Annotated in this window: 17 protein-coding genes; 12 read left to right on the forward strand and 5 right to left on the reverse strand. The window is 62.4% G+C overall.

Annotation, left to right across the window (positions count from 1 at the left end; genetic code table 11):
- Window positions 1–56 precede the first annotated feature (56 nt).
- Window positions 57–1,517: a PLP-dependent transferase gene (locus tag OJ996_RS18510; protein ID WP_264515136.1), complete on the reverse strand. Its 1,461-nt coding sequence runs from the start codon at window positions 1,515–1,517 to the stop codon at window positions 57–59.
- Between the two features lie 377 nt (window positions 1,518–1,894).
- On the opposite strand from OJ996_RS18510, the gene OJ996_RS18515 reads away from it, so the two are divergent.
- The 6 genes from OJ996_RS18515 (at window position 1,895) to OJ996_RS18540 (ending at window position 13,354) form a co-directional block, all read left to right on the forward strand.
- Entirely contained in the window at window positions 1,895–5,248 is a 3,354-nt protein-coding gene (locus tag OJ996_RS18515; protein WP_264515137.1) for a helix-hairpin-helix domain-containing protein, read from the forward strand.
- A gap of 86 nt (window positions 5,249–5,334) precedes the next feature.
- On the forward strand, window positions 5,335–6,051 hold the full coding sequence (locus OJ996_RS18520; RefSeq protein ID WP_264515138.1) for a hypothetical protein: 717 nt from the start codon (window positions 5,335–5,337) through the stop codon (window positions 6,049–6,051).
- 102 nt (window positions 6,052–6,153) lie between these two features.
- Window positions 6,154–7,713: a S8 family serine peptidase gene (locus tag OJ996_RS18525; protein WP_264515139.1), complete on the forward strand. Its 1,560-nt coding sequence runs from the start codon at window positions 6,154–6,156 to the stop codon at window positions 7,711–7,713.
- A gap of 10 nt (window positions 7,714–7,723) precedes the next feature.
- On the forward strand, window positions 7,724–8,485 hold the full coding sequence (locus tag OJ996_RS18530) for a hypothetical protein (protein WP_264515140.1): 762 nt from the start codon (window positions 7,724–7,726) through the stop codon (window positions 8,483–8,485).
- Between the two features lie 708 nt (window positions 8,486–9,193).
- Complete coding sequence (locus tag OJ996_RS18535; RefSeq protein WP_264515141.1) at window positions 9,194–12,541, forward strand: helix-hairpin-helix domain-containing protein; 3,348 nt, start codon at window positions 9,194–9,196, stop codon at window positions 12,539–12,541.
- Between the two features lie 96 nt (window positions 12,542–12,637).
- Window positions 12,638–13,354 carry a hypothetical protein gene (locus OJ996_RS18540; RefSeq protein WP_264515142.1) on the forward strand — a complete coding sequence of 239 codons (717 nt, stop codon included), beginning with the start codon at window positions 12,638–12,640 and terminating at the stop codon, window positions 13,352–13,354.
- A 1-nt stretch (window position 13,355) separates the two neighbouring features.
- Here OJ996_RS18540 and OJ996_RS18545 read toward each other — a convergent pair whose 3' ends face one another.
- The gene (locus tag OJ996_RS18545; RefSeq protein WP_264515143.1) at window positions 13,356–14,294 is read right to left on the reverse strand and encodes a phytoene/squalene synthase family protein; all 939 of its coding nucleotides are present in this window, start codon (window positions 14,292–14,294) and stop codon (window positions 13,356–13,358) included.
- Window positions 14,295–14,338: 44 nt separating this feature from the next.
- Window positions 14,339–16,882, reverse strand: coding sequence for a protein kinase domain-containing protein (locus OJ996_RS18550; RefSeq protein ID WP_264515144.1), 2,544 nt, complete (start codon window positions 16,880–16,882; stop codon window positions 14,339–14,341).
- 130 nt (window positions 16,883–17,012) lie between these two features.
- Here OJ996_RS18550 and OJ996_RS18555 point away from each other — a divergent pair, with 130 nt between their 5' ends.
- On the forward strand, window positions 17,013–18,344 hold the full coding sequence (locus OJ996_RS18555; protein ID WP_264515145.1) for a DUF1501 domain-containing protein: 1,332 nt from the start codon (window positions 17,013–17,015) through the stop codon (window positions 18,342–18,344).
- A 36-nt stretch (window positions 18,345–18,380) separates the two neighbouring features.
- Window positions 18,381–20,783, forward strand: a complete 2,403-nt coding sequence (locus OJ996_RS18560; RefSeq protein ID WP_264515146.1) for a PPC domain-containing protein — start codon at window positions 18,381–18,383, stop codon at window positions 20,781–20,783.
- Between the two features lie 96 nt (window positions 20,784–20,879).
- On the opposite strand, the gene OJ996_RS18565 is transcribed toward OJ996_RS18560, so the two are convergent.
- Together OJ996_RS18565 and OJ996_RS18570 are read right to left on the reverse strand one after the other, a co-directional pair.
- A complete protein-coding gene (locus OJ996_RS18565) occupies window positions 20,880–21,149 on the reverse strand; it encodes a type II toxin-antitoxin system RelE family toxin (protein WP_264515147.1) in 270 nt (89 codons plus the stop codon).
- Window positions 21,149–21,376, reverse strand: a complete 228-nt coding sequence (locus OJ996_RS18570; protein ID WP_264515148.1) for a hypothetical protein — start codon at window positions 21,374–21,376, stop codon at window positions 21,149–21,151. Before OJ996_RS18570 ends, OJ996_RS18565 begins: the two co-directional genes overlap by 1 nt.
- A gap of 244 nt (window positions 21,377–21,620) precedes the next feature.
- Between OJ996_RS18570 and OJ996_RS18575 the strand changes: the two genes are divergently transcribed.
- From OJ996_RS18575 to OJ996_RS18590, 4 genes are all read left to right on the forward strand, one after another.
- Window positions 21,621–22,379, forward strand: coding sequence for a YwaF family protein (locus OJ996_RS18575; protein ID WP_264515150.1), 759 nt, complete (start codon window positions 21,621–21,623; stop codon window positions 22,377–22,379).
- A gap of 136 nt (window positions 22,380–22,515) precedes the next feature.
- On the forward strand, window positions 22,516–23,016 hold the full coding sequence (locus OJ996_RS18580) for a type II secretion system protein GspG (RefSeq protein WP_264515151.1): 501 nt from the start codon (window positions 22,516–22,518) through the stop codon (window positions 23,014–23,016).
- A 70-nt stretch (window positions 23,017–23,086) separates the two neighbouring features.
- On the forward strand, window positions 23,087–25,897 hold the full coding sequence (locus tag OJ996_RS18585) for a PSD1 and planctomycete cytochrome C domain-containing protein (RefSeq protein ID WP_264515152.1): 2,811 nt from the start codon (window positions 23,087–23,089) through the stop codon (window positions 25,895–25,897).
- 118 nt (window positions 25,898–26,015) lie between these two features.
- Window positions 26,016–26,420: a hypothetical protein gene (locus OJ996_RS18590; RefSeq protein WP_264515153.1), complete on the forward strand. Its 405-nt coding sequence runs from the start codon at window positions 26,016–26,018 to the stop codon at window positions 26,418–26,420.
- Window positions 26,421–26,546: the final 126 nt, after the last annotated feature.

Consider the following 26,546-nt stretch of genomic DNA (forward strand, 5'->3'; position numbering starts at 1 on the left):
TCACTTAAGCGTAGCTCAAGTGACGCAAAAAACTCCGTTTTTGCGAAGAATCAGGGTCAGGCTAGCTCCAAAGCCGCAGCAAAATGAGCCAAAAGCAGCGAAGTTTCCTCCGTACCGCAGGAAACCCGTATGAGTTCTGGCGAAACCCCACATCCTTCGGCCCAATCCAGTTCCCGATAGTGGGCTAACAGGGTGTAAGGACACGCAAGGGTGAACGGCGTGCCGAAGCTCGGGCCCTTCGAAACCTGGAGGGCATCGAAAACTTTGGGAGCCTTCTTGGGATTTTTCAGGACGAACGACAACAAGGGTCCGTAGCCGCCTCTCGGGGCTTTGATGCGGTCGTAGTTTTCGCGGCTCACCACGCTCGGGTGGTAAACCTGGGCCACGGCGGGATGCTGTGAAAGCATCGCGGCCAGCGCTTCGCCGTTGGCGTTGTGCTGAGCCATCCGCGTGGGATAACCCTTCAGATTGGAGAGCAAAACCTCGGCATCGCCGACATAGAGCGGCGAACTGCTGGCACACTCCTCGGCCAAAGCAGTGAGAAGCTGGCCCGCGAAGGGAGAATCAGGACGGACCACGGCCATGCCCCCCATGACATCACCCGTTCCCGAAAGCCACTTGGTCAGGCTGCTCGTGACCACATCGGCGTACCGCAAGACCGCGACATTCGAGGGTCCGACGGCGGAATCATCGATGATCAGGGGCACGCCTCCTTCGGCACAAGCAGCCGAGAGGCGCGGGATATCGGCGGTGCGGAGCAAAGGATTGCTAGGCACCTCGGTGAAAACACCGGCAAATTCGCCCTGGCGGATACGGCGCAGCGCTTCGTCGAAGGACTCGCCTTCCGCCTGATTGAGGAAGACAACGCCGTTGCCGAAAAGCTCTTGGACCTTGAGTGCATCGACGTAGGGGAACTCGATCTGCAGGGTCTTGCGGCCTTCCTTCACTCCCGGCAGGGAGCGCAACACGGCGGTAATGGAGGCCATTCCGCTGTTGAAGATGTGAACCTGCTTCGGGTCGGTGCCGGCGATCTTGCCGAGACGGCGCTGGAGAAGGTGGGTTTTGTTTCCCCCTCGCGGCTTGCCGGAGATGATGTCCTCCGCCTGGCGACTGCTTACCAGTTCGCCGGTGAAGCGCTGGTAGTCGACGGCCACCTGGCGAGCCTTGGCTGGCACCGCAAGAACCGGCAGACCTTGAAAACCGGCGTGGCGCACGGCGACTTCCCCGCGGGGCTCGATCCAACGCTGCGCACGCTGGGCTGCGACCTTCGTCGGGAACAGGAAAACTTCCTCGCCATCCACGGCAATCTCCGTCGCGGCCATGCCGGTGAGGCGATCCACAAGGGGATGGCGGAAGAAGCGTGGATACCCCATCCGCATGCGTCTAACGACTTTGTCCCGGGCCTCCTCGTAGCCCACCACCGCCTTCCACGTGGGGAGGCAAACGGAACAGGCGTGGGGCGAATCCGGCAAAGGGATCCCCAGATCGACTTCCTGCCAAGCAGGAGATGACTTCATGTCGCGCATGCGCGCCCTTTGCTTGGGGTGGAGGCCCGGCTTCGGCAAGCCGGATCATGGGAAATATAAATCAAGGGAGGGCTGGCTCACTTTTTGCATGAGCGACTTGGGACCGAAGAAGGCAGGAGGTCATGAAATGTCTGTGTGATTCAAAAGCACGGACTCACGATTCCGCACTTTTCATAGCTTCTTCGCTCAAATATGTCCCATTTTCATGGTAGGCGATTCATTTTGTATTTACAGAACGAATGAACGCCTTAGTTTCGCGGCAAAGGATCGCCATGAAACACATCTCTAGACAGAAAAAGCAGCGTTTGCTGCATGATCAGTCAAAGCGTGGAAACCGAGGCTTCGCTTTGGTCATCGCAATCTCGCTTATGGTGCTACTCACCGTTCTGGCGGTAGGTCTAATGACCCTCACGACGGTTTCGCTACGGGCATCCGGCCAAAGCGAGGCGATGCAGGTGGCCCGCGGCAACGCGCGGCTGGCTCTGGCCCTGGCGATCGGGCAACTCCAGAAGACTGCGGGTTCGGATCAGAAGATCACCGCGCCCGGAACGATCGCGAACGATGATGCCCCGCGCTGGCTGACGGGCGTGTGGAACGGCAAACTGCCCACGGCAGCCACTCCGGTGCCGGACAAGGGCGGCGAGTTCCTCGGCTATCTCGCTTCCGGCTCGGAAGAAGGATCGCCCTCCTCCGCGGAGAGCCTGCCAGACACGCAAGGTGGAGCTGAGCTACTGGGTGAGGGATCCTTGGGCGAACAAGCCAGCGACAACGACAAGGTCATCGCCAAGAAGATCGGCACCCCTGCCGCGAACGGGAATGGTGTGGGCGGCCGCTATGCTTGGGCGATCTTCGACGAAGGAACGAAGGCCAAAGTGGATATTGTCCGAAGGGAGAGGCAGGATCTGGGCAACGGCGCGCGTCAAGCGGCGATGGGGGCTGCACCGCGCTTCGGCCTGGAGGCGGTCGAGAACCTCGATGGCTTCGACTGGTTCAAGGAAACCGACCAAGGCCGGATGTTCACGCTGCCGACAGGCGACCTGATCGACAAGATGCCCGAATTGGCAGCCCACCAGCACGAGGTGACCGTGGTGAGCAAGGGATTGGTAACCGACGCGGCCCGCGGCGGCCTGCGCAAGGATCTGAGCCTGCTCTTCGCGGGTGCCAGCCTGCCGGCGGACTATGCGAACAAGCGCATCTACGATGACCCCAGCGTGGAAACCGAGGCTTCCAATCCCTACTGGGCGCAGGCCTACGAGTACGCCAATCTCTACAGCAAACTCTCGGGTGCCAACGTGAAGGCGAACATTCCCACCGGTTACACCCCGGTGAAGTACGATGCGCGTTCCCGTTCTTACAAAGCCAATCCACAGGCGGCGAAGGGCCTGGTAATGATGCCGGTGGTGGCCAAGGTGCAGATGCAGTTCTCGATGGTGGCCAAGGATGCCCACGGTAACTGGAGTGGCGGCGTGGACCGCAATCCCAGCACCGCCGAGGACAACTACATGGTCTACATGATCTATTCGCCGATCGTGACGCTCTACAACCCGTACAGCGTGCCGATCAGCTTCGACGAACTGCGGATCGACTTCAAGGATCTCCCGGTAGGGTTCCGCTTCTACCGCAACGGCCAGGCGCAGACGAGCTCGATGGCGCATTTCAACCAGCTCTACGTCAATCACCCCAATACCTCGGATGTGGCCAAGGCCTTCGGGCTGAACATCCGCAGCAGCTTCTCGAAAACCAAGGTGGCCCCCGTGGTGATGCAGCCGGGTGAGAACCGGGTCTTCGGCGAATCCGTCAGCGGCGATCTGAGCTGGAACTCGGCCTCCGGAACCTTCTTCGATTACGTCAATGCCGGTGGCACCGGCCTGACCGCCGATCTTCCGCTCGCCCCGGGCTATCCCTCGCAGGGGATCGGCTACTGGATCGACTGGCTTACGCCGCAGCATATCCGCACCGCAGCGGATGACGGCCAAGGCATCCTCCCGCTCAAGCTTTCGGACACCATCGATGTCGGCTTCGGTCCGATGAAGTCCACTGCCACGACCGGCCCGCGCCTCTCGATCGAGCTCAACCTGGTGCAAGGAACGACGAAGAAACGCTCCGGCACGCTGGACCTGGACTACGTGGATTACAACACGCTGCGCAGCGCGATGAGCAAGGGCTCCTCCACCTTCCCCAATGGCGAAGAGCGGCTTGAGCGCCCCTATCTGGGCAGCGAAATGTATGAGAGCCCCAGCACGCCGCTGAAGAACTTCACCCGTGCCAAGGCCTTCGCCCAGTTCAGCTTCTACGCGAAGACCACGCTGGAATCGGATACACCCTCCAAGCCATGGGTCCAAGGCGGGCATACCACCAGCTTGGTGGGCATCGACCTGGCCAAGGAGCAGATGGGCGTCCACCCCTTCGAGGTTTCGTTCAAGCGTCTCTCTCCGAGCTACCGCTTCCCGATCGACGCGATGAACCGTGGCAAGTTCTTCACCGGCCATAGCGATGCCTATGGCACCCGGATCGCGCCGCAGTATGAGGTACCTCTCCTGCCGGTGCAGAGCCTGGCCCAACTCCGCCATGCACAGCTCTGCAACCAAGGCTTCCTGCCAGGTGCCACTTACACGGTGGGCGAATCCTTCGCCAGCGGCATGATCCCGTCCGGTGCCGTCTCCGCGGCGAGCACCAAGGACTACCGGATGCTCGACCACGCGTGGATGGCCAACACCGCGCTGTGGGACAACTACTTCTTCTCGAGTCTTTCGCCCTATGCCGGCACCGTGCTGGGAACCCGCAACCTGAACTCGGTGGCGGAGAAGTTCTTCAAGGGCGAAGAGCAACTCCTCAACTCGCGGATGATCCCGGCGGGCAACACCTCCCCGGAAGAAACCGTGGCGAAGCTCACCGACACCGAGGGCTATCAGACCAGTGCCGCGCACCTGATGATCGACGGGGCCTTCAACGTGAACTCCACCTCGGTGGCCGCCTGGACCGCGCTCCTTGCCTCGCTGAATCAAGAGGATGTGGATAGCTACGAACTGGTGGACGGTGCCGCGACACCGACCACGGGAATTCAGTCCAAGGTGGACTTCCCGTTCAGCCGCATGCGCCGCGCGACCGGTGCGCCGGTGGAGAAGGCCGGCATGTTCCAAGGCCGCCATGCCCGCTGGACCGGCATGCGGAGTCTCGAAAAGGGCCAGATCCAAAATCTGGCGGAGAACATCGTGGAAGAAGTTCGCGCGCGCGGCCCCTTCCTCTCGCTGGCGGAATTCGTTAACCGCCGCCCGGGCAACGACAAGGAGAAGGCCTTGGCCGGTGCCTTGCAGACGGCGATCGACAAGACCGATTCCATCAATGCCCGCTTCTCCGAAGACTCCAAGACCTTCGGCGCGGACGCCCTGACGGGCTACACTTTCCCGGAAGCCATGCAGGGAATGAATGCCGCGGGTGCTCCCGGCTACCTCACGCAGGGAGACATCCTCTCCGCCCTCGGCCCGGTGGTGGCAGTGCGCTCGGATACCTTCCGCATCCGCACCTACGGCGAGGCCCTTGATCCTGAGAGCAAGGTCATCGCCCGTGCCTGGTGCGAGGCCGTCGTGCAACGTCTGCCGGACTTCGTGGATTCCAACGATGCGCCGGACACTGCGACCGGCGCCCTCACCCAGATCAACCAGACCTTCGGCCGCCGCTTCACGGTCACTTCCTTCCGTTGGCTCGGCAAGGACGAGGTCTGATCAAACGGTCAACGCCTCAAGCTTCGCTTCCTTTAGCCCCCCGGCTTGCCAAGTGCCGCCGGGGGGCTTCATCTTTTAACCCAATCATGATTCCCCGCTTCCTGGTCCTCATGCTCGCCCTCGCGGCGCCTCTCGCAGCCCAGACCCGCAAGGTCACCCTCCGCACCCTCTGCTTCACCCACGTCAACGGTGTGAAGAAGCTCTTCCTCCCGGGGCCGGAGCCGGGCAGCCTCGCCGAGGTCCCGCTCTACACCGAGGTCTTCTCCCTCCCCGTCGAGGTCAACATCACCGGTGGCAAGGCCAGCTTCCTTCTAAGCGAAGCCGCACCCGAGCCGGGCAAGCAGCGGGCCGCCCTGCCCGCCGTCAACGTGCCCGACAGTTCGAAGGTTCTCTTCCTTTTCCTGCCCAATCCCGGCAAGCCGGAGGCCCCCTACCTCGTCGTGCCGATGGCCGATGACGAGAGCGCCTTCCCGCTCGGCACCACCAAAGCGATGAACCTCACCCCGGCCAACATCCGCTTCGACCTCGGCGAGTTCGCCGGGGCCAAGGGCGTGGTGGTCGCGCCGGGCAAGACCGCCATCATCGAGTCGGTAAAAAAGGTCAACCACCTCAACCAGTTCGACGCGAAGGTGATGTACGAGGTGAAGCCGAAGGAGTTCGTGGAGTTCTACAACTCGCGCTGGCGCTCGGTGGCGGGCAAGCGCGACATCGCGATCGCCTACATGGATCCGCAAAGCAAGAAGCCGATGGTGAACCTGTATGAGGACGCACCTCCGGCCGTAATCAAGCCGCCGGGCCAGTGAGGGGGGAAACCTTCCCGAAAACGAGCCCCCGCGCGCGAGGCCCGGGTCGGTTTGATTGATTTTCCGCTACCGGAAAGGGATGCCCGGGTTTATGGGGAAGACATGAAAAGGGGCACGCAACGGCTGGCGATCCTGCTCGCGATCCTGGGCAGCGGGGTAGCAGGCTGGTGGATTACCCGTTCTGCCAGTCAGCCCGCCCCGGTGAAACAGGTCGTCGAGGCTCCGGCACCGAAGCCGGTTTACGACCCGCCGCCGCTGGAGAAGAAAACGGAGAAGCGCCCGTCCGTGAAGATCCAGCGCGATACCGCGGCCGAGGAGGAGGGTGCGCTGGAGTACCAACGTTCGCTACGTTTCTCCAGCCGCGAGGCCATGGAGCAGTTCCTGACGAAGGCCAAAAGCAAAGGGATCGCCATCCTCGGCTCGATCGACCAACTGAATGCCCTGCATGTGGGCTTCCTGTCGCTGGATGACCTGAACGGCTTGCTGGATGGCAGTGAGGAGACCGCCTACATTTATCCGGTCAATCTCCCCACGCCGGCCACCGAAGGCCTCCCGGAAGGTGCCGTGGGCATGGGCGACACGCTGCTCTCGTGGCTGGGCATCAAGGGAGACAACGCGAACTTTGGCGCTAACGTGAAGTTCGTGGTCCTCGATACCGGTTCCACACTCGATGGGGCAAATAACCGGAACTTCGTCAAGCTGCCCGAAAACCCCGCCGATCAGAACGGCCACGGAACCGCGGTGAACGATCTGATCAAACAAATCGCCCCGGCCGCGGACGTGGCCTCCTACCGCATCGCGGATGACAACGGCCGCTCGAATACATTCCTGATGACGCAGGGCATCATGGCGGCACTGGAGGCACGCGTGGACATCATCAATATCTCCATGGGGTCGTACGGTAACTCCGCACTGCTCAAGGATGCCGTCGACCAAGCTCTCGCCGCAGGCATCAAGATTTTCGCCTCCGCCGGGAACGAAGGCTACACGCAAGTCTCCTATCCCGCCGCCTATGAAGGCGTGGTGAGCGTCGGCGCGGTGGATGCAAATGGCAGCTACCTGCCCTTCTCGAACAGCGGCAGCGTCTCCGTCACCGCGCCCGGACTGGACCTTCTAACAGCATGGACCGGCGGGAAGACCGTCTACTTCACCGGCACCTCTGCCAGCGCACCCATCGTGGCCGCGGCGACCGCCGCGGTCATGTCCCAAGGCGGACCGAAGACCACCAGTTCCTCCGCCTACTCGAAGCTCACGGACTACCTCAACGATGCCGGCGCGCCGGGCGACGATTCCTACTACGGATCCGGGATGGTCGATCTGGGCCGGGTCTTCCAAGGCGGAGTCGCGGGTATCCCGGATGCAGCCATCGCCGCAAACTACATTTCCACCAATGCGAACGGGCAAACGCAGCTCCAGGTGGTGGTGCAGAACCGCGGCACGACCACGCTGATCAATGCGCCGGTGACAGTGACGACGCCCGCAGGTACGAGCACCATGTATGTCTCCACCCTGCGGCCCGGAGCCATCTCCACCTTCACGCTGCCGCTCACCGTCACGGATGCAGGGGCGCGGGTGCAATCGCAGGTTTCGAATGGCTCGGGCGACATCAAGCCGTCAAACAACCGGCGCACCGATGTTTATGCCGCGCCGACTTCGAATTGAGCTTCCGCTGATGATCCTGTCCCTGCTCGCTGCGACCTGCCCGGCCGCGGAGATGCTGCAGGCACCGAATCCCGGCGGGAAGGCGGCGAACCAACTGGACATCTCCGGCAATGCCTGCGGTCCCGCCGCGCTCCTGAGCTCCTTCCGCTGTGGCAGCACCACCTGGCAAAAGGCCGCAGCCGAACTGCCCGGGGATAGCGACAAGGCACGGATGCGGCACTGGATCCGCTATTTCGGCCTGCGCCCCTCCGAGACCCTGAAGGGCCGCACGCGCTGGACCAATGCGGGCATGAACGTGGAGGACCTCGTAACCGCGGTGAACGAGATGAACCGCCCGCTCTATCTGCCGGTGGTCACTCATGACGGGCTCTTCCTGCAAGGCCGGGAGACCCCGGAGAAGCTGCTGAAGCGTACCCGCGCACGCCTTCACAGCTCGCTCAAAAGCGGCGTGCCACCGCTGCTCAGCATGCGCCGCCATGTTTTGCGAAAGGGCCAGTGGCAGTCGGTGCAGGGCCACTTTATCACCGTCATCGCCGTGCCTGCGAAGCTGGGGAAAGGCGAGCAGGGCTTCCCCATCACTTACCTGGATCCTTGGGGCGGCAAGCGCTGCGAGGGCTGGATCCGCATCCCCACGGAATCGCTGCTTGCACCGCAGGGCCAGCGCTCCCCTTGCCTGCTGGCGGACGTGCCCGCCGCGAATATCGGCAGAAAGGAAGTCCGCAAGGGCGAAAAAAGCGTAGTCATCCCCGAGGCCGTGATCGGTCGCTGGTAGGGTGGTATCCATGTGCCATCAAGGAATCCGCCTCTTTCATAGGGCGGCCGCTATCCCTCTCAACACCACGATCTCTCGCCATCACGCCATCCCAAAGCGGCGATCCTCGCGGGGCTCCGAAGGAGCCTGCGGTTCGAATGGGGACATCACAAAAGATAGAACACACATATATCGTAAGCCTGGTCACCCCCCTTTTCTACGCCCGAGAGTTCTCGCGTAGAGCACCCGCGATTCACCCCGGATTCCGAGCGCTTCTGCACGCCCGAAACCGGGTCGGTTCAGACCGTCACCAAGCCTCGGGAAGCGCTGCCGCCCTACCCGGAGTGGGTAGTACCCTTCCCCTACTCAACTTTTTTGTCTTAACGCAGGATATCGACCAAAACCTGCAAAATCATGCAACAGCTTTGAATTACACCCGAGGTGTTTAAAGCCTAGCCTTTGGTGCATCAGGAAAAGAGGTCATTTTGTAATACAGAATCGTTCTACCCCATTGGAGAGTGGGGGTTTCCGCCTCCCCCCTCCACCCGGGTAGGCGAGCCTCCCCCAATCGGGTAGGTGAATCCATTATGTATTTACAGTAGGTGGACGTGACGGCTATTTTTGACAGTAACCGTTATGAAACCCAATTCATTCTCGGCACTTCGCCGTTTAGATTTCCTCCGACGCAGACATCCCAGGGGCTTCGCCCTGGTCATCTCCTTATCCTTGATGGTGCTTCTCACTGTCTTGGCGGTAGGACTTCTGACCGTATCTACGGTATCGCTGCGTGCCTCGACTCAGAACGACGCGATGCAGGTGGCCAGGGGCAACGCCCGGATGGCTTTAGCATTGGCCATCGGTCAGTTACAGAAGAAGGCCGGTGCCGACCAACGGATCACGGCTCCCGGCAGCATCGCGAATAACGGTGCCCCGAGATGGCTGGCCGGTGTCTGGAACGGTAAATTGCCGACGGCAGCTACCCCGGTGCCCGATAAAGATAACCAGTTTCTCGGTTATCTGGCCTCCGGGACGGAGGAAGGAACCTCTTCCCCCGCCACACTGCCGGATGCCCAGGATGGTGCGGAGCTGATGGGCGAAGGTTCGCTGGGCAAGGAAGCACCGGTGACCGACAAAGTGTTGGCAAAGAAGATCGGCACTCCTTCCGCCGATGGCCAGAAGCCGGGCGGCAACTACGCTTGGGCGATTTTCGACGAAGGCACCAAGGCGAAGATCGATCTGGTCCGCAAGGAGCGCGAGGATCTGGGCAATGCAGCTCATCAGGCCGCGATGGGTGCGGCACCGCGCTTCGGTCTGGAAGCCGTGGACGGCTTGGACAGCTATGAGTGGGACAAGGAAACCGATCAAGCAAAGGCCTTCACCCTGCCGACCAGCGACCTGATCCAAGACATGCCGGAGCTGAAGGAGCGCCAGCACGAGGTGACCGTGGTCAGCAAGGGATTGGTAACCGACGCGGCGCGCGGCGGCCTGCGCAAGGATCTGAGCCTGCTCTTCTCCGGCACAAGCCTGCCAGCGGATTACTCGAACCGCCGGATCTACGATGACGAATCGGTGACCAGCGAACTTTCCAATCCCTATTGGGCGCAGGCATTCGAGTATGCCAACCTCTACGCCAAGCTCACGGGTGCCACGATGAAGGCCGCGGTGCCGAGCGGGTATAACCCCGTGAAGTACGATGCCCGCTCGCGGACCTACAAGGCCAATCCGCAAACCGCCAAGGGCATGGTGCTGATGCCGGTGGTGGCCAAGGTGCAAATGCAGTTCTCGATGGTGGCCAAGGATGCCCACGGCCCATGGGCGGGCGGCGTGGACAAGCAGACCAGCACGGCCGCGGACAACTACATGGTCTATCTGATCTACTCGCCGATCGTGACGCTCTACAACCCGTACAGCGTGCCGATCAACTTCGACGAGTTGCGGATCGACTTCAAGGACCTGCCGCTGGGCTTCCGCTTCTACCGCAACGGCCAGCCGCTGACCCGGACCATGGCCCACTTCAACCAGCTCTACGTGAACATGGACGGTAACTCGTCCACCCCGAAGACCTTCGGTGTGAACATTCGTAACAGCTACTCGCAGACTCGCACCGGCTCGATCACGATGCAGCCGGGCGAGAACCGGGTATTCGGTGAATCGGTGGACGGGAAGTGGTCCTTCGCATCCAACGAAGGGTCTTTCTTCGACTGGACCAACTCGGGCGGTGTCGGCTTCACCGGCAACATCCCGCTGGCACCGGGCTATCCCTCGCAGGGCGTCGGCTTCTGGCTCGACTGGCTGACTCCGGACGACCTGAAGTACACAAACGATGGCTGGGGCGTGCTGCCACTCGCTCTGAACGACCGCATCGATGTCGGCTTCGGTCCGATGAAGTCCACGGCCACGACCGGCCCGCGCCTATCCATCGAGCTCAACCTCGTGCAAGGCAGCACCCGCAAGCGCTCCGGCACGCTAGACTTGGACTACGTGGATGACAGCACCCTGCGGACAGCGTTGAGCAAGGGCTCCTCTACGTTCCCGAATGGCGAAGAGCGGCTTGAGCGCCCCTATCTGGGCAGCGAGATGTATGAAAGCCCGAGCACGCCGCTGAAAAACTTCACCCGCGCCAAGGCCTTCGCCCAATTCAGCTTCTATGCGAAGACCACCCTGGACACGGACACCCCGTCCAAGCCGTGGGTGCAGGGCAGCCACAATACCAGCTTGGTCGGAATCGATCTGGCCAAGGAGGACATGGGCATCCACCCCTTCGAGGTCTCGCTCAAGCGCTTGGCTCCCAGCTATCGCTTCCCGATCGATGCCTTGAACCGCGGCAAGTTCTTCACCGGCCACAGCGAGGCGAACGGCACTCGTATCGCACCGCAATATGAAATCCCGATGCTGCCGGTGCAGAGCCTCGCGCAACTCCGCCACGCCCAGCTCTGCAACCAAGGCTTCCTGCCAGGTGCTACCTACACGGTGGGCGAATCCTTCGCCAGCGGCATGATCCCGTCCGGTGCCGTCTCCGCGGCGAGCACCAAGGACTACCGGATGCTCGACCATGCGTGGATGGCGAACAACGCACTGTGGGACAGCTACTTCTTTTCCACCCTCTCCCCTTACTCGGGCCCCGTGCTTGGCACGCGCAACCTGAACTCCGTAGCGGAGAAGTTCTTCAAGGGTGAAGAGCAACTCCTCAATTCGCGGATCATCCCGGCGGGCAACACCTCGCCAGAGGAAACCGTGGCAGAACTCACCGACGCGGATGGCTACCAGACCAGCGCCGCGCACCTGATGATCGACGGGGCCTTCAACGTGAACTCCACCTCGGTGGCCGCTTGGACCGCGCTCCTCGCCTCGCTGAACATGGAAGACGTGGATTACTATTCGCTCGTCGATGGTGCCGCGACTCCCACAACCGGAGTGGAAAGCGATGCCTCCTATCCCTTCACCCGCATGCGCCGCGCCGGCGGCCCCTCCGTGGAGAAGGCCGGGATGCTGCAGGGCCGCCATGCCCGCTGGACCGGCATGCGCACGCTGGAGAAGGGCCAGATCCAAACCTTGGCGGAGAACATCGTGGAAGAGATCCGCGAGCGCGGCCCCTTCCTTTCACTGGCAGAATTCGTTAACCGCCGCCCGGGCAACGACAAGGAGAAGGCCTTGGCCGGTGCCTTGCAAACGGCGATCGACAAGACCGATTCCATCAATGCCCGCTTCTCGGAAGACTCCCGCACCTTCGCTCTCGACAAGCTCACGGGCTATACCTTCCCGGAAGCCATGCAGGGGATGAATGCCGCGGGCGCTCCCGGCTACCTGACGCAGGGAGACATCCTCTCCGCCCTCGGCCCGGTGGTGGCCGTGCGCTCGGATACCTTCCGCATCCGCACCTACGGCGAGGCCCTTGATCCGGACAGCAAGGTCATCGCCCGCGCTTGGTGCGAAGCGATAGTGCAACGTCTGCCAGACTTCGTGGATTCTACCAACGAGCCGCAGACCGTGACCGGAGCGCTCAGCCTGATCAACCAGACCTTCGGCCGCCGCTTCGTGGTTACTTCCTTCCGCTGGCTCGGCAAGGACGAGGTTTGATCCAAGCTGAATCCCAGCTCAAAGCCTCACGCTTTGCTTCCTTCAGCCCCCCGGCTTGCCAAGTGCCGCCGGGGGGCTTCATCTTTTAACCCAATCATGATTCCCCGTTTCCTCGTCCTCATGCTGGCCCTCGCGGCTCCCCTTGCGGCGCAGACCCGCAAGGTCACCCTTCGCACCCTCTGCTTCACCCATGTCAACGGCGTGAAGAAGGTCTTTCTCCCCGGACCGGAGCCGGGCAGCCTCGCCGAGGTCCCGCTCTATACCGAGGTCTTTTCCCTTCCCGTCGAGGTCAACATCACCGGTGGCAAGGCCAGCTTCCTTCTAAGCGAAGCCGCACCCGAGCCGGGCAAGCAGCGTGCCGCCCTGCCCGCCGTCAACGTGCCCGACAGCTCGAAGGTTCTCTTCCTTTTCCTGCCCAATCCCGGCAAGCCGGAGGCCCCCTACCTCGTCGTGCCGATGGCCGATGACGAGAGCGCCTTCCCGCTCGGCACCACCAAAGCGATGAACCTCACCCCGGCCAACATCCGCTTCGACCTCGGCGAGTTCGCCGGGGCCAAGGGCGTGGTGGTCGCGCCGGGCAAGACCGCCATCATCGAGTCGGTAAAAAAGGTCAACCACCTCAACCAGTTCGACGCGAAGGTGATGTACGAGGTGAAGCCGAAGGAGTTCGTGGAATTCTACAACTCGCGCTGGCGTTCGGTGGCGGGCAAGCGCGACATCGCGATCGCCTACATGGATCCGCAAAGCAAGAAGCCGATGGTGAACCTGTATGAGGACGCACCCCCGGTCGTGATCAAGCCACCGGGCCAGTAACTCAAGTCCCGCTGCGGGCGATTCTGCGCGGCCAGAAGACCGCCCGCCAGATCGAGCGTCTAACAGACGAGCGCGGGACCTTCAGCTTGGTAGCCGGCAGTCCTTCCGCGCCTGCCATCAAGGCCACGGTATCGTCTCCAATGAGAGCGGGCAGCACGGAGGCGGCGCGCAGACGCAGCAAGTTCAGACGGTGAGCATATCGACGGCCGGACTCAAGCCAGACGGCGGCGTGCTTCAGCCACTCGCTACGCGCCGGGATCAACTGCGCGGGGTCCAAGGGATCGGCGACGGGCAGGTAGCAGCGCCCGTTGGCCAGATCCTCGGGCAGATCGCGCAGGATGTTCACCAGTTGCAGGCCCATCCCATAGCGAACGCCCAGCTCTTTCAGGTCGTCCGGCGCGGAATCGGAGAAGCGGTCGCCCAAGGTGAGGAAGCCGACGCGGGTCCAGAAGCCTCCGACACAACCGGCCACGCGGTAGCAGTAGTCCTCCAGCTCGTGCTCGTTCTTCAGGCTCTTCGGGAGCAGGCGGCTGGCCTCGTCGAAGCGGACCAGATCAAGGCGCTGACCGCTGATAATCGTGGTCACCACATCGCGGACGGCATCGGCTTGGAGATCATCCAGCCGGAAGAGTGCATCGAAGCATTCGTCGAGACGTTCGAGCAGGGTCTTCTCGGACTCGTTGTCCTGCCGGGCGATGAAGGTCTTCAGCTTGTCTTGGCACCAGCGGGAGGACTTGCCGGCGATGCGGTCGGAGAAGGCATCGAGGAGTTCAAGGCGATCATCGACCGGGATGGAGGCGGTATCGGCCAGCGTATCGCTGGCCCGTGCCAGCAGGTAGCCGGTGGAGGTGGCGGGACGCATGGGGCCCGGAAGTGCTCGCAGGCTCAGATAGAACGAGCGCGAGACACTTTTCAGAACTTGACGATCAATGCGATCCACCGCCGGAAGCGAGCCTGAGTGGAACGCCCGCTTCAAGCCTCAAGTCACAGGCCGTCGAGTCTTTCCTGACACCGGGCGAGGTATTCCTCATACTCCTGGCTCTGGGGACGTTCGCGGCAGAGGATGGACCAAGTGGCGACGGATTCGCCGTAGGCGGCGCGTGCCAGCTCCATGCGATTGCCACGCTGGGCGGCGAGGCCGAGATCGGCGAGGACAAGACCGAGGGTGCGCTTCACCTGTTCGGCCCGGAGCAGTCCGTAGTCGCTATCGACCAGCTTGCGCAGGATTTCCGCGGCGCGGGTTTCCAGCTCGATCTCTTTCTCGAATTGTTCCTCGAAACCGACGAGCCGCCCCTTTTGCCAGAGTAGGATTGCGTAGCGGTAGCGCACGAAATGGTCGGCGGCATCCGCCACCGCCGCGCCTTCCACGAATTGCAGGCCTTCATCCATCAACTGGTGGGCCTGACTGAGATTGCCGCGATCCCGGAGGATGCCGGACATCAGGCCGCGCTGGGCAGCGAGGCGAGCCCGCACCTTGGTATTCTCCGGAAGCTTCACCAGCAGATCCTCCAGGATCTTCACTGCGGCCCCGGACATGGACTCGGCGCCGGCGACGTCGGCGGAATCCATCGCCGCCTCGGCGATCGCCCCGTAGCAGCCTGCAAGTTCGAGACGCAGCTCGAGGTTGCCCGGATCATCCTTGAGCATGGCCAGCAGATCTTCCGCCGCCATGCCGCGGGCCTCGCGCGCATCGCCCATCTGGCCGATGCCATCGAGGATCGTGGCCGAGGCGAGATAGCAGGACGCGAGCTCCGAACGCAGGATCACGTGATCGGGACGTTGGTCCACCAGATCGTTCAGCACCTTCGTGGCGCGCTGCAGCCGTTCGTAGGCCTCGGCATCGCGGCCGGTGGCGACCATCAGATTGGATTCGTTGATATCGAGGATCGCGAGGAGTTCCTGCACGCGGTCGGCATCGACTTCGGCTTGTGGCACGGCTTCCAGCGCCCTGCGCGCGGTGGCGAAGGCGGAGGGGGCCGTCTCATCGTTGCGGGCCTGTAGAAGCAGGGCGAGCAAGAGTCGGTCGGTGGCAAGACGCAGCTCCAGATCGGGTCCGGAAGGAAGGTCACCGGTCGAGGCAAGCGCTTCGGCCAAGCGCTCGGTGGCGAGCTTGGAATCGCCTTTGGCCAAGGAAACCTCCGCAAGCTGGAGCCGGGCCCGGGCACGCTCTTCCTTCAACTCCGGGACATCGGCATTGCGGATGATGAAGTCCTGGAAGTAGCCCTCCAGACGCTTCAGCCGGACTTCGCGACCATCGAGCGGCGGCAGCTTGCGATGCCCCTTTTCCATCGCCCAGGTGAAGAGATGATCGGCGGTTGCCTGCGATGCTTCCAGACGGGCCAGCCAGCGGTCCTTCTCATATTGAAGTTCCCGCCGTTCGGACTCAGAAGCCTTCTTGGTGGCCGCAAGTTCGGTCTCCATTCCGCTCCGGCTTCCCGCGGCCTCGGCCAGCAGTCCTTCCAAACGCTGGATATCACCTCGGCGACCCGCTTCCTCCGCGGAGACCTCGGAGCGCTTCATCTGATAGAGAATCGACAGGATCGCCACGCCTCCGGCGAGGACCCCTGCCGCCACATTCGCCCTCCATGTGCCGCGGCGGGCTCGGCGGTGCTGGTCCAGCACGGCATCCCGCTGTTGCTCCGCGGCGAGCTCCCGATCCGCGACTTGGAACAGGGCCAGCACCGCGCCGGCATTGGCGGGGCGCAGGCTGTCATCCAAGGCAAGACAGCGGTCGAGGACTTCGCGATACACCTTTTCCAAGGCATTCGCCGGAGCATCGGGCCAAACGACCTCGGGCTTCGCCTCGATCGACTTCGCCACGCTTTTGAGATTCGCCGCGATCCCGTCGCGCCGCGTCTTGCCAGGCTCCGGAGCCACCTGATCGAAAGTGGCCGTGCAACGAGGAAAGGCCCCGGTCAGGAGGCGGAATGCCAGCACGGAGAAGGCGAAGACATCCCAGCGATAACCCTTCTCGCGCAGATAGCCATCCGGGGCCCGGAGTTGGGTTGGCGGCTGATAGAGGATCGCATCCGTATATTCCAAACTCTGGATCCCGGGCATGTTGCCGAGAGCCCAGTCGGTCAGCACCACCTTGCCCGTTTCATCGAAGAAGATGTTCCCCGGCTTCAGATTCCCGTGCGCCACCTGCCGCTCGTGCAGGGCGGCCAGCGCCCGCAGGATCTCCAGCACCGTGGACCAGGAGTTCTCCCCGGGGAAGCGGTCCAGTCGATGTTGTAGAGAGCGCGGGATCCAAGCCTCCCCCACCTCGTCGCCCAGAAACTTGGTAATCCGGATGATCTGCTTGCCCCGGTAGTCGGCCGCCCGCTCAGGGAGCAATCCCTCCGGCCAGGAAGGATCCTCCGCCCGCAGCGCCATTTCCTCCAGCAGCGCCCGGTTTACCGCCGCCGCGTCGAAGACCTTCACCGCCACCATCTCGCCCGAAGCGTCGCGCGCTCGGTAGACGCGACCGCAGGCCCCGGCCCCGACGGGACCGAAAACCTCGAGCGAATTCACTTCGGGGGGCTGCATGCAAGCAGGATGCAGCAAGTCAGCGACCGCGCCAACCCTTCAATTGTCATCGAAAATTCCTTACGCTCCGATGAAATATTACTCACGGGTTCCGGCGTATCCCGTGTTCGAAGAACCGTCTCCTATCCCCATGAAGATCCGATGCCCCGGCAATCCGCTTGATCGCTACACATCGCGCCGCGAATTCCTCCACGTCGGCCTGATCGGCGGGCTGGGTCTCACCCTCCCCCAATTCCTGCGCCAGCAGGCGAAGGGCGACCAGAAGTTCTACGAAACCCGCGAGGGCGTGGCGAAGGGGATCATCCACATCTTCCTCCCCGGTGGCATGGCTCACCAGGAGTCCTTCGACCCGAAGCCTTTCGCCCCCGCCGAGTATCGCGGCCCCTTCGGTGCGATCGATACCAAGATCCCGGGCATCCAGTTCGGCGAGAAGATGAAGGACCTCGCGCAACTGGCGGACAAGATGACGATAATCCGCTCGATGTCGCACGGCGAGGCTGCCCACGAGCGTGGCACGCATAACATGTTCACCGGCTACCGGCCCTCCCCCGCCCTCGAGTATCCCTCCTACGGCTCGGTGATCTCGCACGAACTGGGCTCCAAGAACAATCTGCCGCCCTACGTCTGCGTCCCCTCCGTGCCAAACGAATTCGCAAACTCCGGCTACCTTTCCTCCGCCTACGGACCTTTCGCGCTCGGCTCGGATCCCTCGAACAAAAACTTCCAGGTCCGCGACCTGAACCTGCCAAATGGCTGCGACGAGTTCCGCTTCAACCGCCGCCGTTCGCTTCTGGAAACCGTGGACTCGCACTTCCGCGCTCTGGAGAAGTCCGACGCGATCGACGCGATGGATGCTTTCTATCAGCACGCCTACAAGCTGATCTCCTCCGAGAGCGCCCGCGAGGCCTTCAACCTGAAGACCGAGCCGGACGCCCTGAAGGACGAATACGGCCGCAACGAAGCCGGCCAGCGCATGCTGCTCGCCCGCCGCCTGATCGAAGCCGGCACCCGCTTCGTCTCGCTCACCGTTGGCGGCTGGGACCACCACGATAACATCAAGGGCGCGATCGAAGGCCAGATGCCGCCGGTCGACAAGGCGATCGCCACGCTGATCCGGGATCTCGAGCGCCGCGGCATGCTGGACTCCACGCTGGTCATGGTCACCACCGAGTTCGGCCGCACGCCCAAGATCAACCCCACCGGCGGTCGCGACCACTGGCCGAGCGTCTTCTCCGTGATGCTCGCGGGCGGAGGCTTCAAGCAAGGCTACGTCCACGGTTCCTCTGACGCGCTCGGCGGCGGTGTGGATACCGACGGCGTCACCGTCGAGGATCTCTCGACGACCATCTACAACCAGATCGGCATCACCAGTGACAAGGAGCTCATGGCTCCCGGCGGCCGCCCGATTGAGATCGTGGATGGCGGGCATGTGCTGGATGTGCTGCTGGCGAAGAAGGCATGAGCGAGGAATGACGAATTCCGAATTTCCGAATGTCGAATGAAGTGTTCTAGCGGAATTGCGTGGCTCTCCCTGGCGGCACCGGCTCTGGCCGGTTTCACGCCGACGCTGAACCTGATCGAGCCTCGTGGCGGCCAGCGCGGTACGGAGATCGAGATGCACTTCTACGGCGAGCGGCTTGACGGACTGCAGGAGGTGCTGGCCTATCAGCCCGGCATCGAGTTCCGCTCCTTCGCGGTGGAAAACCACCAACACGCCTCGGCCAAGATCTTCATCAAGCCGGATGCCCCTCTCGGCGAGCATGGCCTGCGGGTGCGCACCGGCGGCGGTGTGAGCTTCCTGCGTTCCTTCTTCGTCGGCCAGTTCCCCACCGTCAACGAAGTGGACCCGAACGACACGCCGGAGGAGGCCCAGCGCATCGAGCTGAACACCACCGTGCAAGGCATCGCCAAGCAGGAAGATGCGGACTACTATGTTTGTAGTTTGAAGAAAGGCCAGCGTTTCACCGCCGAGGTGGAGGCGATGCGCCTGGGTCGCAAGATGTTCGATGCCTACGTGGCGATCGTGGATCCGAAAGGCTTTGAAATCGCCTCCTGCGACGATGCCGCGCTGCTGCGCACCGACCCCTTCGTCTCCGTGATCATCCCGGAGGATGGCGACTACAAGGTGCTGGTGCGGGAAGCGGCATACGAGGGCGACGATAGTTGCCAGTATCGCGTCAGCATCGGCACCTTTCCGCGCCCGAAAGCGGTCTTCCCCGCGGGGGCAAAGCCGGGTGAAACGGTTGAATTCAAGTTCGTCGGCGATCCCGCGGGCGACTATACCGAGACGGTCACCATTCCCGCGGATGCCGGCGATAAATTCGCGCTCTTCCCTTCCCGCGATGGCGTGCATGCGCCTTCTCCCCATTGGATCAAGGTTTCACCGATCGCCTCCGCGAACGAAGCCGAGCCTAACCAAGGCGTGAAGAGCGGCACAAAGTTGCCGGATCTTCCCAGTGCCGGTCACGGCATCATCGGTGAAGAACGCGATGTCGACTTCTTCTCCTTCAAGGCGGTCAAGGGCGAGAACCTCACGATCAAGGTGCTGGCCCGCGAGCTCCGCTCCCCGCTGGATCCGGTGCTCTCGATCCGCGATGCGAAGGGCAAGAACCTCGCGAACAACGATGACCAGGGCGGCCCGGATTCGGTGCTGCAATGGACGGCCCCGGAAGAGGGCGAATACTTTGCGGTGATCAAGGACCAGCTCCAGCGCGGCGGCCCGGACTTCACCTATCGTTTGGAAATCCTGCGTCGTGACGCGGCCATCGCGGCATCGCTGCCCGTGGTGGAGCGGGACAACTCCCAGAAGTGGAAGGTGATCCCCGTCCCGCGCGGCAACCGCTACGCCGCGATGGTCAACGTCGCGCGGGAGAACATCGGCTGCGACATGAGTTTCGAAGCCGAGAGCCTGCCCGCCGGCGTAACCATGAAGGCCCCGCTGGTTCATCGTTCGGTGAATGCCATGCCGGTCGTCTTTGAAGCCGCAGCGGATGCCCCCGTGGCTGGCAGCTTGCACCGCTTCAAGGTGAAGGCCGCGGGCGATGCGCCGCAGATCTCGGGTGGACTGGTGGACACGGTCCATCATGTGGAGATCAACAACCAGGGCCCCTACCACTCCGCTAGCAGCGATCGCGTGCCGGTGGCGGTGACCGATGAGGCGCCCTACAAGCTCGAGCTGGAGGCACCCGCGGTGCCGATCGTGAAGAACGGCTCCATGCATCTCAAGGTGAAGGCCCAGCGCAAGGAAGGCTACACCGAGGCCATCACGCTGCGCTTCATGTGGAATCCCCCCGGCATCGGCTCCCCGGCCACCATCACCATGAATGGCGACCAGAGCGAAGCGCTCTACGAGATCAATGCCAACGGCGATGCTCCTCCCGCCGAGTGGCAGGTCTGCGTGCTGGGCGAGGCCAATACGCCACAGGGCCCCGTGCTGGTTTCCACCTCGCTCGTTCCCCTGCGCGTGGCCGACCCCTACCTGGCGATGACTATGGACATGGCCGCCACCGAGCAGGGCAAGCCCACCACGATGATCTGCAAGGTGGAGTATCCCGGCAAGTTCGAGGGCAATGCCACGGCCGAATTGTTAGGCCTGCCGCATGGTGCCAAAACCGCGCCGGTGAACTTCCCGAACGGACAAGCCGAGGTTCACTTTCCGCTGGAAATCGCGGGCGACTCCACTGTCGGCAAGCACACCGCGCTCTTCTGTCGAGTGACCGTGCCGGAGAACGGAGCCACCATTCTCCATCAGGTCGGCCAAGGCGGCACCCTGCGCATCGACAAACCCGCCGAGAACGCGCCACCGCCGCCTCCCCAACCCGTGGCCCAAGCCGAGACCGCCCCCGCCGCTCCGGTGGAGAAGCCGCTCTCGCGACTGGAGCAACTGCGGCAGAAGAAGTAGAAAACTCCGGGTGCACCGAATCCCCTACGCCAAAGGCGTTTCGCACATGGGCAGCCCGTAGCCCCATGCTCGCTCCTGCCCCCATAGCGACACATCTCAGCCTTTGTAGATGTCCCCACGTGGTCCGAGCGCATCCACATAGAGCACATTGTCGATCTCGATCACGGTCAAAATCGCGCGGTAACTTCCCACTCTCAAACGCGACCATCCGGTTAAGTTGCCGCTCATCGGCTTGATGTCGGGATGATCCGCGATGTTTGCCAGCCCGGCCACTTCCCGCAGGGCATCACGCACTTGGATGGCACGCTCGCGAGGCATTCGACTCAAATACTTCGCAGCCCGGCGATGGAACACAATTGACCGCATTAGAGACCGAGCTCCTTCTCAAGCTCGTCCAAAGTGACGAAGTTCTCGCTCCGTCCTCCTTCCCGGTCCGCCTTGGCTTCACGGATCGACTCCTTTTCATCGGAACTCAAGTCGAGGCCATGACTCTCGACGAAGTCGACGAATTCCTCGTAAGGAATCACGACCTCGATCGGTTTGCCACTCCGGTCATACCGGACGCTCTTTTGCAGGAGGGCTTCCGCCGTCATGACTTGAAGGTAGCGGCTCCCCGATTTTTTGCGAGCCTTGGTTTCCGGTTGAACCCGGCTCTGCTTGAGTTCACCCGGAACAACCCTCCATCATCCACCGGATCACCCCTCCGCGTATATCGTTTTCATCGATACCTACATCGAGAAAACCGATGTTGGGAAATGATGGGAAGACCCGGTATGAGAGCCCGTGAACGCGACCGGACAGCCCGGTCTCTTCGCTCCCTTCCTACCCCTTCTTCCCATGGATACCCGCGCCTTCGAATGCTTCGGCTCCTCCCACGGCATCGCCCTTCTCTGCACGGTTCTGGCTGCCATCGGCATGATCCGCCTCAACCGTTCTTCCACTGTCACCGATCACCTCAAGCGCCTGGCGAACACCGCGCTCGCGGTGATCCTCGTCCTCGCTGTCGCCGCGGATCCCCTGCTCACTTGGCTCCGCTACCGCGATTCGGAGGACATCGCGCTCGCCGGACGACTCGTCCGCGAAACCGCCCTGCCCTTCTACCTCTGCGATGTCGTCTCCATCGTGCTGGCCATTGCCCTCGTCACCCGCCGCACCCGCTGGGTGGAGGTCGGCTATCTCTGGGGCATCGGGGGCACTGTCCAAGGCCTGCTCACCCCCACCCTCTACTTCGATTGGAACACCCCGGAGTACTATGCCTTCTTCCTGCAACACGGGGGCGTGCCGGTCGCCGCACTCGCCTTGGTTTTCGGCGCACGGATCACGCCGGAGCCCGGCACCTTCCGTCGCGTCGTACTCTGGAGTTGGGTCTATATGGGCGGCGTGATGCTGCTGAATGTCCTGCTGGGAGCGAACTACGGCTTCCTCAACGGCAAGCCCGCCGTCGGCACCATGTTCGACTACATGGGCCCTTATCCCTACTACCTCATCACTCTTCAAGCCGTCGCCTTCACCATCTACGGCCTCCTCCTGCTGCCCTTCTCCAAGAGCGGTCGGACCCAAGCACTCTCCGTCGCAGAAATCGACCCGGCGACCTGAGACCGTCAAGCACCTCCATCAAGCCCCATACGCCGAAGGCTCAGCGGACCAGAGCGATCCGAATCTCTGAAGCCCGCCGTCCACATCATCCACCGACAAAATCGGGACCCTGCGCGTTTCATCAACCGTGACGCCGTTGCCATCGATAAGCCTTCTCGGCATCACCTTCGCGCTAAACACCGCCTCGGAGGCATCGCTGAATCGCCCCGCCGCCGACATCAACGCGATCATCTCCTCGGTAAAAACCTACCGCATCAACTGTGGCGAACTCCCGCCCTCGGAACTCGGGCTCGGAGCCCTCGTAATCCGCCCGTCATCACTCGTCGGCAGACGTTGGGTCCAGATGGCTGACAAGATTCCGACCGACCCGTGGAACCGCCCCTACCGTTATGTGGCCGGTGATGGCTATCCGGGCGGATTCGGGGTTTACTCCTGCGGGAAAGATGGGCTCACCTCTACCCAAGGCAATGATTCGGACGACTGGAATTCCTGGAGTGATCCGGATGAGCGACCGGATACACCGGCCCAGCGACGTGTGAAGCTATCCCTTGCCGGAGGCGGTCTCGCGATGCTTTTCTTCTATCTGGGAGCAAGGGTTGCAGGCAAAAAAGAGCGAGGGCCAGAAGTAAGAGCATAGCCCATCTGCTGCAGGTGTTTTAGCCTCCCGGAATTTGAAAAGCGTTTCATGATTGCGTCGTATCTGCCCCATGCGTCTTGCCTTCTCCCTCGGACTCCGTGTCTCCACTGCCGGTCTGGCCCTCGTCGGCCCGGCCTTGGCTCAGGATACCGCGAGCTTCGATGCAGCCCGGAAGGTCTTGGAAACCAAGTGCGTGTCCTGCCACTGCCCGGAGAAAACCAAGGGCGACTTGCTGCTCACAAAGCGCGAAGAATTCCTCAAAGGCGGCGAATCCGGCCCGGCCATCCTCCTTGAGAAGGCCGCCGATTCCGAGTTGCTCAAACGGGTGAAGCTCGACGAGGACGACGATGAAATCATGCCCCCCAAGGGTGGCCCCCTGAAGCCGGAAGAAATCTCCGCGCTGGAAACCTGGATCGCCGCTGGAGCCCCATGGCCGGAGGGCATCGTCATGACCCCGCGCCCGAAGACCGCCCTGCCGGATTGGAATGCCGAGCCGGACCCCGCAATCGGCGCGATCGAAGCTTTCCCCAAGTCCGTCACCCTGGAGACCGCGGCTGACTTCCACAAGGTGCTGGTGATGGCCCGCTTCAATGACGCCGCCACCCAGGACATCACCCGTCAGGTCAAGGTCACCCTCGCCGATCCCAGCATCGCCAAGCTCGAAGGCACCGAGCTCAAGCCGCTCAAGGACGGTAGCACCGCCATGCTCTTCGAGTATCGCGGCCTGAAGACCGAGATCCCCGTGACGGTGAAGGACGCCGCCAAGCCGCGCCCCGTCTCCTTCCAGCTCGATGTGATGCCGGTGCTCACTTCCTCCGGCTGCAATACCGGCTCCTGTCACGGCTCCGCGCGCGGCAAGGATGGATTCCATCTCACCCTCTTCGGCTTCGATTCCCAAGGCGACCACTTCCGCCTCACCCGTGAGAACCCCGGCCGCCGCGTGAACCTCGCGCTGCCGGAGGAATCCCTGCTCGTCACCAAGGCGATCGGCTCCGTGCCACACACCGGTGGCAAGCTCTTCGAGAAAGACAGTGCTGCTTATAAGACGCTCGTGGATTGGATCCGCGATGGCGCGGAGTACGACAAGGGCGAGATCCCGCAGCCCACCAGCATTACCATCGAGCCGCCGCAGGTCGTTCTGAAGGGCGAGGGCTTGGAAACTCCTTACACGGTCAAGGCCACTTACTCGGATGGCACGGACCGCGATGTCACCACGCTCTCGACCTTCTCCACTTCGAATGACAACTCGGTCTCGGTGAACTCCCGCAGCGGGATGTCCGCCTCGAAGAACCGCGGCGAGGCCTTCCTGTTAGGCCGCTTCATGACCTTCACGGAAGTGGCGCAGTCGATCGTCATCCCGAAGAACCTCGACTACACCCGCCCCGAGCTGCCGGAGTTCAACTACATCGACAAGCTCGTCTACGACAAGTTGCACAAGCTGCGCATCATCCCCGCCCCGCTCTGCGATGACGAGACCTTCATCCGCCGCGTCTTCATCGACGTGGTCGGCAAGCTGCCGGAGCCTTCCGAGCGCGAACAATTCCTCGCCAGCACTGATCCGCAGAAGCGCGAGAAGCTCGTCGACGAGCTGATCTCGCGAAAGGAATTCTCTGAGATGTGGGTCATGAAGTGGGCGGAGCTCCTGCAGATCCGCACCTTCAACAACGGCCCACAGCAGGTCTCCTACAAAGCGGCACTGGGCTACTACAACTGGCTGCGCGACCGCATCACCGCGAACGTGCCCTTCAACAAGGTGGTGGAGGAGATCCTCTCCTCCGAGGGCGGCACCTTCTCCAGCCCGCCGACGAACTTCTTCCAGATCGAGCAGGACACCCTGAAGCTCACGGAGAACGTCGCGCAGGTCTTCATGGGCACCCGCATCCAGTGTGCGCAGTGCCACAACCATCCCTTCGACCGCTGGACAATGGATGACTACTACGGCTTCGCCTCCTTCTTTGCGCAGGTGAAGCGGAAGCCGGCGGAAGACCCGCGCGAGCGCGTCGTCTTCGATGGCGGCGGCGAGGTGCCCCACCTCGTGACCAAGCAACCGGTGAAACCCCGCTTCCTCGGAGCGAAGACTCCGGACGACTTCGGCAAGAAGTCACGACGTGAAGCGGTGGCCGAGTGGCTCGCCTCCACGGATAACCCCTGGTTCGCGAAGAACGTCTCGAACGTCGTCTGGTCCCACTTCTTCGGGGTCGGCATCACCGATCCCGTGGACGACGTGCGGATCTCCAACCCGCCGGCGAATCCCGAGCTGCTCAACGCGCTCTCCGGCAAGTTCGTGGAATACAACTACGACGTCCGCAAGCTGGTCCGCGACATCTGCACCAGCCGGACCTACCAACTCTCCAGCGCGGTGAACGAGACCAACGAAACGGACACCCGCAACTTCTCCCGCGCCCTCGTCCGCCGGGTCCGCGCGGAGGTGCTGCTGGACTGCATCTCGCAGGCCACACAGACCCCGAACAAGTTCAAGGGCCTGCCGCTCGGCTCCCGCGCCGTGCAGATCGCGGATGGCAATACCTCCACCTATTTCCTCACCACCTTCGGCCGCGCCACCCGCGCCACCGTCTGCTCCTGTGAAGTGAAGATGGAGCCGAATCTCTCCCAGGCCCTCCACCTCCTCAATGGCGACGCCACCCACAACCGCATCCAGCAGGGCAAGGTGGTGGAGTCGATGATGGAGCAGAAGAAGACTCCGGAGGAAATCATCCGCCATCTCTACCTGAAGACCGTGAACCGCGAACCTACCGCGGAGGAGAACGGCAAGCTGATGGCGGCCGTGAACGAGGGCAAGGACGACAAGGAAAAGCAGCAGATCCTGATGGATGTCTTTTGGGCCCTGCTGAACTCGAAGGAGTTTATCTTCAATCACTGAGACGAGTTAGAGGACAGTTCCGGGAATCGCCCCCATACATCCCACGACAACGAAATCTCAGGATTGTTCAAAAATTTATTCTTTGGGATTGTCTACCTACGCGATCGCGTGTAGACCGGTGTCCATGCTGTCCCACCCAGCCCAGCCCGAGGATCCCGCTGTCGCCGCGGAGACCTTGGTTGAACCCGCGATGCGGGAAAATCGCCGGCGGCATCTTACCGTGGAAGAAGTCCTGTCCCAATTCGACGGGGAGTTCTTCCGCAACTGGTTCATCGACGGCCCCAAGCTGTTGTTGAAGGGCAAGTTCAGCCGCCGCGCGGCCTTCTTCCTGACGATCGGCGCCCTGCCGGCGTTGATGGGAGTAGCCTATATCCTTCTGCCCGACGTCCTTTTCCCGACGCCGCAGCACAACGCCTTCTTCCATTTCGCGAAGGTGGTGAGCAGCGATGTCGCGTCCTTAATTCCAATCGGGATCGGACTCATCGCCACGGTTTTCAGCTTCAGGTTACCGTTGGGTTCTTGAGCAAAGTTTGAGTGTGTATTAGACGCCTGAAGAAAGCCCGGCACCGCCCAGTGCCGGGCTTTCGTTTTCCCGGAAGAGGCCTTTCCCGGGCACGCATTTTTTCAGCAAGAATCGATACGATGCGTT

It is taken from the genome of Luteolibacter rhizosphaerae, assembly GCF_025950095.1.
In the GTDB taxonomy this organism is placed as follows: Bacteria; Verrucomicrobiota; Verrucomicrobiia; order Verrucomicrobiales; family Akkermansiaceae; genus Haloferula; species Haloferula rhizosphaerae.